Origin of the sequence: Agromyces salentinus, from assembly GCF_009749395.1 — a bacterium.
Lineage (GTDB): Bacteria > Actinomycetota > Actinomycetes > Actinomycetales > Microbacteriaceae > Agromyces > Agromyces salentinus.
Genome location: NZ_WBIR01000016.1, coordinates 35,594 through 47,873 on the forward strand (window position 1 = coordinate 35,594; position 12,280 = coordinate 47,873).

Genomic DNA, 12,280 nt, shown 5'->3' on the forward strand with positions numbered 1-12,280 from the left:
CGGCGGTCGAGTAGCCGACGAAGGCGCCGCCTTCTCCGGCGGTCGAGTAGCCGACGAAGGAGGCGTATCGAGACCATCCAGCACGGGGTCCCGGTACGGCGCCGACGCGCCTGCTCGACCGCCGAGGGAACCGAGGTTGCGCGCGGCCATCAGAGCACCTTGAAGTAGTCGAAGGGCTCGAGGCAGTCGCGGCACTCGTAGAGCGCCTTGCACGAGGTCGAGCCGAAGCGGGCGAGTTCACGGGTGTTCAGCGAGTCGCAGCGCGGGCACTTGACCGCGAGCTGCACGCGCACGGGCCCGGCGTCGCGCGCCGCGGCGCGACCCGACGGGGCCTGGATGCCGTACCGGCGGAGCTTCTCCTTGCCCGCCTCGCTCATCCAGTCCGTCGTCCACGCCGGCGAGAGCACGAGGTCGACCTGCACGCGCTCGTAGCCGGCGTGGGTGAGCGCGAGCGTCACGTCGTCGCGCATCGCGTCGAGCGCGGGGCATCCGCTGTAGGTGGGGGTGAGCTGCACCCGCACGAGCCCGTCGTCCTCGACGGACGCCGTGCGGAGCACGCCGAGGTCCTCGATCGTGAGCACCGGGATCTCGGGGTCGGTCACGGTCGCCGCGACCTCCCAGACCTGCAGGTCGGCCGGCCGGACCGGGCGCTGGGCGCTGGTTTCGGGATGAGCGGATGTCGCGCGCGCGGCGTCGACCGCCACGGACCGGACATCGGCCACCGCGGTCACCACGAGGCCCCCGGGTGCTGGCGGGCCAGCACCTGCATCTCGGCGAGGAGCGGCCCGAGGTGCTCGGTGTGCCGGCCCTCGCGGCCGCCACCGGATGCGGTGAACGCGGTACGGCCGGTGGGCCGCTCGAGCTGCGCCTCGGCGAAGACGGCGTCGACGGCGGCCTCGAAGGCCGGACGCAGCGTCGACGGCAGCACGGCGACGCCGTCTGCGGCCAGTCGCTCGACGAGCGCGTCGTCGTCGAAGAGCTCGTCGACGTACGGCCAGGTGTCGGTCACCGCCACGATCATGCGGCGACGGGACTCGTCGGTGCCGCCCGCGAGGCGGAGCACCCACTGCACGGCGTGGTCGCGGTGGTAGTCGACCTCCTTGACGGACTTGGCCGCGATGGCCGCGATGGTCGCATCGGTCGATGTCTCGAGGGCCCCGTACAGCTCGTACAGGTACAGCGAGGCGACGAGCTGGCGCGCGATGGTGTGCGCGAAGTCGCCGTTGGGCTGTTCGAAGAGCCAGGCGTTGCGGAACTCGGGCTCGTCGCGCCAGTAGGCGAGGTCGTCTTCACTGCGGCCGGTCGCCGTGCCCGCGTAGTGCAGGAGCGAGCGCGCGTGCCCGATGAGGTCGAGGCCGATGTTGCCGAGCGCGACGTCCTCCTCGAGCTCGGGGGCGCGCGTGATCCACATGCCGAGCTGCTGGGCGAGCACGAGGGCGTCGTCGCCGAGGCGCAGCGCGTACTCCGCGGCATCCGCATCGGCGACCCGGCCGGCGCCGGTGATGCCCGCGCCGGCGAGCTCCTCGGCGAGCGCGACCTCGTCGACCGTGACGGAGCCGTGCGCGCCGTGCGCATCGTCTGGCGATCGAGTAGCCGACGAAGGAGGCGTATCGAGATCCTGATGCGAGGTCTCGATACGCTCGCTGGCGCTCGCTACTCGACCGCCGGTCTCGGCGCTCACAGGTGCTTCACCCCTTCGCTCTTCGTGTAGTACACGGCGTGCCGGTAGTTCTTGCCCGCGGGGCTCTCGAAGAAGGCGCCCTTCGCGTCGGGATCGCTCGTGGTGATCGCCTCGGCGGGCACGACCCAGATCGACACGCCCTCGTTGCGACGCGTGTAGAGGTCGCGCGCGTTGCGCACGGCCATGTCGGGATCGGGCGCGTGCAGCGAGCCGACGTGCACGTGGCTGAGGCCGCGGTTCGCGCGCACGAAGACCTCCCAGAGGGGCCAGGCCTCGGTTCCCATCTCGCCGGGGGTGCTCATCACGCCACCGCCCCGGATGCCGCGAGCCGGCGCTCGGCCTGCTTGCGGGCGTACTCGGCGGCGGCCTCGCGCACCCAGGCACCCTCCTCGTGGGCCTCGCGGCGGCGGCGGATGCGCTCCGCGTTCGCCGGCCCGCGGCCCGCGAGGACCTCCTCGAACTCGGTCCAGTCGATCTCGCTCATGTCGTACGCCTGGCGCTCCTCGTTCCAGCGCAGGTTCGGGTCGGGCAGCGTGACGCCCATGACCTCGGCCTGCGGCACGAGCATGCCGACGAAGCGCTGGCGCAGCTCGTCGTTGGAGAAGCGCTTGATGTTCCACGCCATCGACTGCGCCGAGTTCGGCGACTGGTCGTCGGGCGGGCCGAACATCTGCAGCGCGGGCCAGTACCAGCGGTCGACGGCGTCCTGCGCCATCCGCTTCTGGGCGTCGGAGCCCTGCATGAGCTCGAGCAGGATCTCGAAGCCCTGCCGCTGGTGGAAGGACTCCTCCTTGCAGATGCGCACCATCGCTCGGCCGTACGGGCCGTACGAGGCGCGGCAGAGCGGCACCTGGTTGCAGATCGCGGCGCCGTCGACGAGCCATCCGATCGCGCCCATGTCGGCCCAGGTCGGCGTCGGGTAGTTGAAGATCGAGGAGTAGCGCGCGCGGCCCTCGATGAGCTGGTCCATCATCTCGTCGCGCGTGATGCCGAGCGTCTGCGCGGCCGAGTAGAGGTAGAGCCCGTGACCGGCCTCGTCCTGCACCTTCGCCATGAGGATCGCCTTGCGCTTGAGGCTCGGCGCGCGCGTGATCCAGTTGGACTCGGGCTGCATGCCGATGATCTCGGAGTGCGCGTGCTGGCTGATCTGGCGGATGAGCGTCTTGCGGTACGCGTCGGGCATCCAGTCGCGGGGCTCGATGCGCGAGTCCGCGGCGATGAGGTCGTCGAACTGCGCCTCCTCGGGGGAGGGCTCGCGTTCGACCACGCTGAGGTCAGCGGGTGAGGTCATCGTCGACTCCTGTGTGTTCGCGGTTCCGACGCCGGTGGGCGCCCGATCGTCCTCGAGGCGCTGGTCGCCCCTCGGGAACATAATACTAACCGATCGTTCAGTTAGTATATAGTCGAAGGTGCGCCGCAGCAACGGCGCGGGACTCGACGAGGAGCTTCAGATGACGGATGCCGCGACCGACACCATGACGGACACCGTGACCGCCGCCCGCGCGAACCGCGCGATGATGGCGCAGGACCAGGCTTCGGCGGCGCTCGGCATGCACGTCGAACGTGACGATCCCGGCCACGCGGTCGTCTCCATGCGCGTCCGCGAGGACATGACGAACGGCTTCGCGATCACGCACGGCGGACTCGTGTTCACCCTCGCCGACACGGCGTTCGCCATCGCCTGCAACGAGGACGACACGGTCACCGTCGCCGCGGGCGCCGACATCACCTTCCTCAAGTCCACCGTCGCCGGGCAGACGCTCACGGCCACCGCCGTGCGGCGCACCCGAACCGGCCGCACGGGCCTCTACGACGTCTCGGTCGTCGACGAGCACGGCGACCCGGTCGCGGAGTTCCGCGGCCGATCCATCTCGACGAACCGCACCCGCTGACGAACCCCCAGGAGCACCACGTGTCGACGACGACCCTCTCCCCCAGCACGATCAGCAGCACCGGCGGAAGCACCGGCGCGGGCGGCGCCACGCGCCCGAGCATCTCGGGCCTCGCGCCCGCGGCATCCGACGCCCTCGATGTCGAGGAGCGCATGACGCGAGCCGAGTTGGAGGCCCAGCAGCTCGAGCGCCTCCAGCAGACCGTGCGGCATGCCTACGCGAACGTGCCCCTCTACACGCGCAAGTTCGACGAGGCGGGCGTGCACCCCGACGACATCCGGACCTTGGCGGATGTCGCGAAGCTGCCGTTCACGACCAAGGCCGACCTCCGGGAGACGTACCCGTTCGGCATGTTCGCCGTGCCCATGGAGCAGGTCGCGCGCATCCACGCCTCGAGCGGCACCACCGGGCGTCCCACCGTCGTCGGCTACACGAAGGGCGACCTCGAGCGCTGGGCGCAGCTCATCGCGAGGTCGCTCCGCGCGAGCGGCATCCGCCCGGGGATGAAGGTGCACAACGCGTACGGGTACGGACTGTTCACCGGCGGACTCGGCGCGCACGCCGGCATCGAGGCGCTCGGCGCGACCGTGATCCCGATGTCGGGCGGGCAGACGGCTCGTCAGGTCCAGCTCATCATGGACTTCGAGCCCGACGCGATCCTCTGCACCCCGAGCTACCTGCTCACCATCGCCGACGCCATGGTCGAGGCCGGCATCGACCCTCGCTCGACGTCGCTCAAGGTCGCCGTGCTCGGTGCCGAGCCGTGGACGAACGAGATGCGCCACGAACTCGAGGACCGCCTCGGCATCGACGCGCTCGACATCTACGGCCTGAGCGAGGTCATGGGCCCGGGCGTCGGCAACGAGTGCCTCGAGACGAAGGACGGGCCGCACATCTGGGAGGACCACTTCCTCCCCGAGATCATCGACGGCGACAGCGGCACCGTGCTCGCCGACGGCGAGATGGGCGAACTCGTGTTCACCTCGCTCACGAAGGAGGCGTTCCCGGTCATCCGGTACCGCACGCGCGACCTCACCCGTCTGCTGCCCGGCACCGCGCGCCCCGCGATGCGGCGCATCGAGAAGATCACCGGCCGCAACGACGACATGATCATCCTGCGCGGCGTGAACCTGTTCCCGACGCAGATCGAGGAGATCGTGCTCGGCATCGAGCACCTGACGCCGCACTTCATCCTCGAACTCACGCGCAACGGCCGCATGGACGCCATGGCCGTGCGCATCGAGCGCCACCCCGACCTCTCGCGCGAGGTGTGCGAAGCGGCATCCGTCGTGCTCGCCAAGAAGATCAAGGTGCTCATCGGGTCGACCGTCGAGGTCAGGCTCGAGGAGCCGGGCGCGCTGCCGCGCAGCGAGGGCAAGTACAAGCGCGTCTACGACCTGCGCGGGTAGCTCGCTCGTCGCTCGCGACCGGGTACTACTCCGCCGGCGACCCACCCGCGTCTCGCGCCGCCTGCGCCGCGCGCTCGACCCAGCTCGGGGTCTCGCCGTACCGCTGGAACGACACCAGCCTGCCCGCCGCGCTGTCGTCGATCACCTGGACGAGTCGCCGCTCGCGCGTCGCCTCCTGCTTCGCGGTGAGCACCCAGTGCGTGACGGTGCGACGGTAGGTCGGCGTGGCCGCCTGCCAGAAGGCGGATGCCGCCGGGTTCGCCTCGAGTCGCGCGACGGACTCGGGCGGCAGGATCTCATCGGCCGACTCGTGCGAGTAGACGCCCGAGCGATCGGCACGGCGACGCTCGTATGCCGCCAGGCCCGCGGGACGCATGCGCCCCTCGGCGATGAGCCGCTCGACATGGGCGATGTTGACCGCCGACCAGATGCTCGCGGGCTTGCGCGGACTCCATCGCTGGCGTCGCGCCTCGTCGTCGATGCGCTGGGAGACCGAGTCGATCCAGCCGTAGCAGAGCGCGACGGGCACGGCCTCGGCCCACGTGAGCCCCCGCTTCTCGGACTGCTTCTTGTAGAGGCCCATCCAGAGCTCGGTCGCCGTCTCGTGGTTCTCCTCGAGCCAGGCACGGAACTCCTCGGCATCGGCGAAGAACACCGCGGGGCGTTCGGGCGTGCCGCCCGGGGTTCCGATGCTCGTCGTCACCACGTCAGTCTGGCAGCGGGGGCCGACATCGGCGAGTGGCCGGGCACGCGGCATCCGCCCTGCGATGCTGCCGACCAACCGACCGTTCGGGTGGGAGACTGGGGGCGATGCCAGAGAACACCTCACTTCGACGCGGGCGGCCCGGCTACGACCAGCAGGGCATCCTCGACGTCGCCGTCGCCGCCTTCAACGAGTACGGCTACGACGCCACCTCCATGGGCGTGCTCGCCGAACGGCTCGGACTCTCGAAGTCGGCGATCTACCACCACTTCACGTCGAAGGACGAGATGCTCGACCGCGCGCTCGATTCCGCGCTGTCGGCGCTCGAGGGCGTGCTCGAGCAGGCGGATGCCGCGGGCGGGCGGGCCGCCGACCGCCTCGACCTCGTGCTGCGGGGCGCCGTGCACGTGCTCGTCGACCGGCTCCCGTCGGTCACGCTCCTGCTGCGGGTGCGCGGCAACACCGACGTCGAGCGGCGGGCGCTGGAGCGCCGGCGCGCCTTCGACCGGAGGGTCACCGCCCTCGTGTCGGAGGCGCAGGCCGAGGGGTCGCTGCGCAGCGACCTCGACGCGAGCGTCGTCTCCCGCCTCACCTTCGGCATGATCAACTCCCTCGTCGAGTGGTACCGCCCCGGCGGCGGCGAAGATGCCGACCGCATCGCCGACGACGTCGTGGCCGTCGCGCTCGACGGCCTCCGCATGCCGACGTCGAACCGCGTCGAGGACCTGCTCGGCTGAGGCGCTCCGGCCGCGACGCGTCAGGCGCCGGCCACCTCGGGGTGCTCGTCGGGCAGCCCGTGACGCTCGCCCGCACGGAGCAGGGCCAGCTGGCGCCGCTCCCAGTCGAGCATGTCCTGTCGCTGCGCCTCGAGGACCCGGCTCTCGCCGCACGCGGCCAGCGAGCGCCCGCAGGAGCACGTGCCGGGCTTTCGCGCATCGGGATGGTGGAACGCCTGCAGCCGCCAGAGCGCGACCATCGCCTTGTCGACGCGGCGCGCCGTCAGCGCGGTGGCACGCTCGGCGCGACGCACGAGGTCGCCCTCGAGCTCGGCGCGCACCGCCGCGCCGGCCTCGCTGCCGTCGAGCACGCCACCGGCGAGCTGGTCCCGCTCGGCCGTCATGCGTGCCAGCGCCGCCGCCGCCTCCTCCGACGCGACCGCGGCCGCCGCCTCAGCCGCGCGGGCATCCGCAGCGTGGCGTTCGAGGATGCCGCGCCAGAGGGCGATGTGCTCGCGGTCGCGGCGCTCCGCCTTCTCGGCGCCGCCGTGCGAACGACAGTGCGCGCAGACGACCTGGTCGGACGACGACGCGAACCGGAACGGCTGCAGGCTGCCGCAGCAGGGGCAGCGCGCCTCGACGTCGACGTGGAGCGGATACTCGTGGGGCATGTCCTCGTCGCCGTCAGTCGGCCGAGCGGACGCGGTCGCTCCGCGCGAGGAAGGTCGCCGCGATGATCGTCGCGAGGCACAGCACGGCGGGAGCGACGGTCTTCAGGAGATCGCCCTCGATCGCGCCGATGAACGCGTCGATGCCCTGCACGATCGTCATGGCCACGGCGATGGCCAGCAGCGCGGCATCCGACCGGAACATCGGGGCGACCAGGGCGAGCACGACGAGGGCGGTGCTGCGGGATGCCGCGTACAGGGCGTCGACCTGCTCGAGGCCCCCATCGGACACGGCGCCGATGCTGAAGGCGATGCTCACGACGGCGCTGATCACGGTGACGGCGTAGCAGACCCAGAAGGCCGCGCCGCGGACGTTCGCGCTCGTCGATGCAGTCATGTGCTCAGCGTGGACGAGTCGGGCCGCCGGGTCAAGGACGTGGGCGGCGCGGCTCCGCGCCGCCTGCGCGCAACGCCTGCCGGGCGGCCGGGCACCGCGTCCCGGGGCCGCGAGCCGGCCGACGTCGTCAGACGGTGCGAGCCCCGTGGGCGTGGCCCGCCCGGCGCTCGGCGCGCGCGCCCCGGGTCGTGTGCCACGGGTGCAGCACCTCGGCCCACCATCCGTCGCCCGAGGGCTGCCCGCTCGAGGTCGTGCGCACGGCCGCGGCATCCGCCTCCCGGATGCGCTCGCGGTGGTCGCGGCGTCGTTCGAGCTCCTGTGCGAAGCGGTCCTCCTCGGCCTGCTGGAGGTGGAGGTAGCTGAGTTCCGAGATCATCATGTCGACTCCCTGTCTGTCTGGAGTCGACTCTGCTCGCTGAGGTGCCGACGGCGTATCGGACATCCTCCCTATTCGGGGGCACCGGGTACGGCAGCCTCTCGTCGGGCCTGCGCTGATCGCCCTAGGCCGGCGGCCTCAGGCCACCAGCACGACCTCGCGTGCGGCGTGGTCGCGCACGCGCTTGGCGAGCAGGTGAGCCGGTCGTTCGACCACGTGGTAGAAGGCGAAGGCCACCACGAGGCTGACCGGAAGCGCGATCAGCACCGTCATGAACGGCCGGGGCACCAGATGTCCGATGGCGATCACGAGCGGCTCGTGGACGAGGTACAGGCTGAACGAGATCGTGCCGAGGAAGCGGAGCGGCCGGGATGACAGGATCGTGCTGAGCAGCCCCGCGTGCACGGCCGCCACGATCAGCATCGCGACTCCGATCAGCGTGAACGCCATCGTCGCCGTACGCGCCGTCGTGCTGTCGGTGTAGGGCAGGACCAGCCAGTACGAGCTCGCGAGCAGGAGCGCACCGGCGACCGAGACGGTCCACACGGGGATCGCCGCCAGGCGCGGCATCCGCTCGAAGAAGGCGCCCATGCGCTCCCACCCGGACGCGAGGGCGACGCCGAGCCCGAACATCGGGAGGTACTTGAGGGCCGTGACGCCCTCGAACGTGCCGAGGGTCGACAGCGCGACGGCGATCACGGCCTGGAGCCACGCGGGGACCCGGCGGGCGGCATAGAGGTAGACCGGGAGGAGGAGCGAGAAGAGCACCTCCCAGTAGAGGGACCAGAGCGGGCTGACCACGCCGCTCGGCCCGCCGAGGAGCGTGGCGTCCTCCAGCATGGACGACAGCGGGTACTCGGAACTGCGACGCGAGAGCCAGGTGCTCTCCGTCGCACTGTCACGAGGGAGGACCGCGATCACGATGCCGGCGAGGACCACGGACGCGATGACCGGCAGGTAGAGGCGCACGATGCGCGACGGGAAGTACGAGCGCCACGTGAAGGAGCGTGAACGGGCCGCGAGCGACAGCACCAGCCCGGAGAGGATGAAGAAGAGGTACACGGCCTCCGTGCCGCCCCAGAGCAGGTGCAGCGGAGTGTGCACGAGCAGCCACGTCGCGCCGGGTTCGGCGCGGCCGCCGTAGTACGGAGCCGCGAGCGCCGGCACGACGAGCAAGGAGTGGTGGACCAGCACGATGACCGCTGCGAGGCCGCGAAGCCCGTCGAGCGCGTGCAGACGACGGCGCGGAGCAGGCATGACACACCCCATCGGTGATCGAGAACGTGGACGGGCCCGACGCCGTCAGCGGGCCGAAGCAGCATGCTACCCGAAGGACCCCGCACGTTCACCCGGAACCTCGAGCCCAGCAGACCCGCGGAATCCAGCAGTTACGATCGCCTCATGGATTCCCCGCGTGCCGTTCGTCGTGGCTCGGCGGCGCGCTGGTGGGCGCTCGCCGCCGTCGGCACCGCGCTCTGCGTCGCGATCGTCGTCACGCCGGTCGCACTCGGCTCGACCACTCCGGCGAGCGGCGGACCAGTGGGGGCGATCGCCGCGACGACGACCCCGAGACCGACGCCCTCGGTGCCGTCGACACCGTCGACCGGTCGGGACGGCACCGACGCATCGCCCCGCCTCGCCGACCTGCCCGTGAGGCCGAGGGCGCTGTTCCTGGGCGACTCGTTCACCGAGGGGTACGGGGCGTCCCGGCCGGCGGCCATCTGGGCGACGATCGCAGCCGGCAGCCTCCGCTGGCAGCCGACGGTGGACGGCATCGGCGGCACGGGATTCACCAAGACGACCGCGACCGACGGCACCGATGGCCTCGGCTTCCGACAGCGCCTGCTGGCGCGAGGGAGCACCGGCGCACTCTACGACGTCGTCGTGCTGCAGGGCGGTCTCAACGACTGGCAGGCGACCGGCGACGAGGAGTACGCGGCGGTGGCGCGCGCCGTGCGCACCGCCCGCACCCTCTGGCCGGAGGCCGTCGTCGTGGTGTTCGGCCCGGCCGAGCCGATCGCCGACGGCACGAAGCGGCTCGCGCACCTTCCCCTCATCAGGGATGCGGCGCTCGACTCGGGGGCCGTCTTCATCGACCCGTCGTCGCCGAGCCCCTGGATCACGGCGGGCAACAGCGATCTCCTCGACCTGGGCGACGGCCTGCACCTCAACGACTCGGGCTACGCGTACCTCGCGGCCAGGTTCGTGGCCGCGGTGCTCGCGCAGGCGGGCTGAGCGTGACCGGGCGGATGTCGGCGGCATCCGCCAGAGTGGGACCATGACGCCAGCCACGCCGTCCGATGCGATGCCCCATGCCGACGGCGAGCCGACGACCGACCTCCGCACGGCGGCGCTCGACGCGCTGCGCGAACTCGTCGGCCGAGACGATGCGACGTTCCACGACGGGCAGTTCGAGGCGATCCGCGCGCTCGTCGAGGGGCGCCGCCGGGCACTCGTCGTCCAGCGCACGGGGTGGGGCAAGTCCGCGGTGTACTTCGTGGCGACGCTGCTGCTCCGCCGCCAGGGGGCCGGCCCGACGGTGCTCGTGTCCCCGCTGCTCGCGCTCATGCGCGACCAGATCGCCGCCGCCGAGCGGGCCGGCGTTCGCGCCGTGGCGATCAACTCGACCAACGCGCACGAGTGGGGCGACGTGCTGCAGCGACTCGACGCCGACGAGGTCGACGTGCTCCTCGTCTCGCCCGAGCGGCTCAACAACCCCGCCTTCCGCGAGCAGCAGCTCCCGACGCTCGTGCAGCGCATGGGCATGCTCGTCGTCGACGAGGCGCACTGCATCAGCGACTGGGGCCACGACTTCCGCCCCGACTACCGGCGCCTGCGCGACCTCATCGCGCAGATGCCGGCCTCGGTTCCGGTGCTCGCGACCACGGCGACGGCCAACAGCCGAGTCGTGGCGGATGTCGCGGAGCAGCTCGGCGCCACCTCCGTCGGCGTCGAGGCGGGCGACGGCGTGCTCACCATCCGCGGGCCGCTGGCCCGGACCTCGCTGCGGCTCGGGGTGCTCCGCCTGCCCGACTCGGCGAGCCGGCTCGCCTGGCTGCTGAGCCACCTCGACGATCTGCCCGGATCCGGGATCATCTACACGCTCACCGTCGCGGCGGCCACCGACATCGCCCGCGTGCTCCGCGAACGGGGTCACGACGTCCGGGCCTACACGGGCCAGACCGATCCCGACGAGCGCGAGGAGTCCGAGGCACTCCTGAAGCGCAACGAGGTCAAGGCGCTCGTCGCGACGAGCGCCCTCGGCATGGGCTTCGACAAGCCGGACCTGGGCTTCGTGCTGCACCTCGGGGCACCGTCATCGCCGGTGGCGTACTACCAGCAGGTCGGTCGCGCCGGCCGTGCGAGCGAGAGCGCCGACGTCCTGCTCCTGCCCGGCACCGAGGACCGCGCGATCTGGCACTACTTCGCCACCGCCTCGATGCCCGACGAGGACCGGGCGCGCCGGGTCATCGACGAGCTGTCGGATGTCCCGCTGTCGACGCCCGCCCTCGAGGCGAGGGTCGACATCCGGCGCACGCCCCTCGAACTCCTGCTGAAGGTGCTCGACGTCGACGGAGCGGTGCGCCGCGTGTCCGGCGGCTGGGTCGCCACCGGCGAGCCCTGGGCCTACGACGCCGAGCGCTACGCGCGCATCGCGGCCGACCGCGAGGCCGAACAGCAGCACATGATCGACTACGAGCAGACCGACGGCTGTCGCATGGAGTTCCTGCAGCGCTCGCTCGACGACGAGACGGCGGCGCCGTGCGGCCGCTGCGACAACTGCGCCGGCGTCTGGTACCCGGGCGATCTCGCCGAGGGCGCTGCCGAGGCGGCATCCGGCGCGCTCGACCGCGTCGGCGTCCCGGTCGAGCCGCGCAAGGCCTGGCCGACGGGTGCCGATCGGCTCGGCGTCCCCGTCAAGGGCCGCATCGCCCCGGCCGAGCAGGCGGGCGAGGGTCGCGCCCTCGCCCGCCTCACCGACCTCGGCTGGGGCGGCACGCTGCGCGAGGTCTTCGCCGCGGGCGCCCCCGATGGGCCCGTGACGCCGCAGATGCTCGACGCCTGCGTGCGCGTGCTCGCCGACTGGGGTTGGGCCGAGCGACCCGTCGCCGTCGTCTCCATGCCGTCGCGCTCGCACCCGCTGCTGGTCGACTCGCTCGCGACGGGACTCGCCCGCATCGGTCGCCTGCCCTACCTCGGGTCACTCCAGCCGGCGAACGGCGGTCCGAGCGGGCTGCCGGGCGGCAACAGCGCGTTCCGCCTCGCGGGTGTCTGGCAGCGCTTCACCGCCGAGGGCCTCGACGTGCCGTCCGGCGGAGTCCTGCTCGTCGACGACCTCGCCGACAGTCGGTGGTCGCTCACGGTCGCGGCTCGAGAACTCCGCCTCGCGGGCGCCACCTCGGTGCTCCCGTTCGTGCTGGCGCTGCGAGGCTGACGC

Annotated in this window: 14 protein-coding genes; 5 read left to right on the plus strand and 9 right to left on the minus strand. The window is 72.0% G+C overall.

Annotated elements, in window-relative coordinates:
- Positions 1-149: 149 nt before the first annotated feature.
- The 4 genes from paaD to paaA all read right to left on the minus strand — a co-directional run bounded on the left by paaD (position 150) and on the right by paaA (position 2,972).
- Entirely contained in the window at positions 150-629 is a 480-nt protein-coding gene (paaD, locus tag GQQ95_RS14345; protein WP_246205558.1) for a 1,2-phenylacetyl-CoA epoxidase subunit PaaD, read from the minus strand.
- A gap of 98 nt (positions 630-727) precedes the next feature.
- The gene (gene paaC / locus GQQ95_RS14350) at positions 728-1,636 is read right to left on the minus strand and encodes a 1,2-phenylacetyl-CoA epoxidase subunit PaaC (protein ID WP_157428414.1); all 909 of its coding nucleotides are present in this window, start codon (positions 1,634-1,636) and stop codon (positions 728-730) included.
- 41 nt (positions 1,637-1,677) lie between these two features.
- The gene (gene paaB / locus GQQ95_RS14355) at positions 1,678-1,983 is read right to left on the minus strand and encodes a 1,2-phenylacetyl-CoA epoxidase subunit PaaB (protein WP_157428355.1); all 306 of its coding nucleotides are present in this window, start codon (positions 1,981-1,983) and stop codon (positions 1,678-1,680) included.
- A complete protein-coding gene (paaA, locus tag GQQ95_RS14360; protein ID WP_157428356.1) occupies positions 1,983-2,972 on the minus strand; it encodes a 1,2-phenylacetyl-CoA epoxidase subunit PaaA in 990 nt (329 codons plus the stop codon). Before paaA ends, paaB begins: the two co-directional genes overlap by 1 nt.
- A gap of 118 nt (positions 2,973-3,090) precedes the next feature.
- Here paaA and paaI point away from each other — a divergent pair, with 118 nt between their 5' ends.
- Together paaI and paaK are read left to right on the plus strand one after the other, a co-directional pair.
- Positions 3,091-3,573 (plus strand): hydroxyphenylacetyl-CoA thioesterase PaaI, encoded by a 483-nt coding sequence (paaI, locus tag GQQ95_RS14365; RefSeq protein WP_343032770.1) that lies wholly within the window; start codon positions 3,091-3,093, stop codon positions 3,571-3,573.
- Between the two features lie 152 nt (positions 3,574-3,725).
- A complete protein-coding gene (gene paaK / locus GQQ95_RS14370; RefSeq protein WP_157428416.1) occupies positions 3,726-4,982 on the plus strand; it encodes a phenylacetate--CoA ligase PaaK in 1,257 nt (418 codons plus the stop codon).
- Positions 4,983-5,007: 25 nt separating this feature from the next.
- On the opposite strand, the gene GQQ95_RS14375 is transcribed toward paaK, so the two are convergent.
- Complete coding sequence (locus GQQ95_RS14375) at positions 5,008-5,685, minus strand: YdeI/OmpD-associated family protein (protein WP_246205536.1); 678 nt, start codon at positions 5,683-5,685, stop codon at positions 5,008-5,010.
- Between the two features lie 107 nt (positions 5,686-5,792).
- Between GQQ95_RS14375 and GQQ95_RS14380 the strand changes: the two genes are divergently transcribed.
- Positions 5,793-6,422: a TetR/AcrR family transcriptional regulator gene (locus tag GQQ95_RS14380; protein WP_157428358.1), complete on the plus strand. Its 630-nt coding sequence runs from the start codon at positions 5,793-5,795 to the stop codon at positions 6,420-6,422.
- A gap of 20 nt (positions 6,423-6,442) precedes the next feature.
- Here the strand turns inward: GQQ95_RS14380 and GQQ95_RS14385 are convergent, their stop codons facing one another.
- From GQQ95_RS14385 to GQQ95_RS14400, 4 genes are all read right to left on the minus strand, one after another.
- Positions 6,443-7,072 (minus strand): hypothetical protein, encoded by a 630-nt coding sequence (locus GQQ95_RS14385; RefSeq protein WP_157428359.1) that lies wholly within the window; start codon positions 7,070-7,072, stop codon positions 6,443-6,445.
- 13 nt (positions 7,073-7,085) lie between these two features.
- The gene (locus GQQ95_RS14390) at positions 7,086-7,466 is read right to left on the minus strand and encodes a hypothetical protein (RefSeq protein ID WP_157428360.1); all 381 of its coding nucleotides are present in this window, start codon (positions 7,464-7,466) and stop codon (positions 7,086-7,088) included.
- 127 nt (positions 7,467-7,593) lie between these two features.
- Positions 7,594-7,845: a hypothetical protein gene (locus GQQ95_RS14395; RefSeq protein ID WP_157428361.1), complete on the minus strand. Its 252-nt coding sequence runs from the start codon at positions 7,843-7,845 to the stop codon at positions 7,594-7,596.
- 135 nt (positions 7,846-7,980) lie between these two features.
- Entirely contained in the window at positions 7,981-9,099 is a 1,119-nt protein-coding gene (locus GQQ95_RS14400) for an acyltransferase family protein (protein WP_170297074.1), read from the minus strand.
- A 144-nt stretch (positions 9,100-9,243) separates the two neighbouring features.
- On the opposite strand from GQQ95_RS14400, the gene GQQ95_RS14405 reads away from it, so the two are divergent.
- A complete protein-coding gene (locus GQQ95_RS14405; protein ID WP_170297075.1) occupies positions 9,244-10,077 on the plus strand; it encodes an SGNH/GDSL hydrolase family protein in 834 nt (277 codons plus the stop codon).
- A gap of 70 nt (positions 10,078-10,147) precedes the next feature.
- Positions 10,148-12,277 carry a RecQ family ATP-dependent DNA helicase gene (locus tag GQQ95_RS14410; RefSeq protein WP_212275472.1) on the plus strand — a complete coding sequence of 710 codons (2,130 nt, stop codon included), beginning with the start codon at positions 10,148-10,150 and terminating at the stop codon, positions 12,275-12,277.
- Positions 12,278-12,280 lie beyond the last annotated feature (3 nt).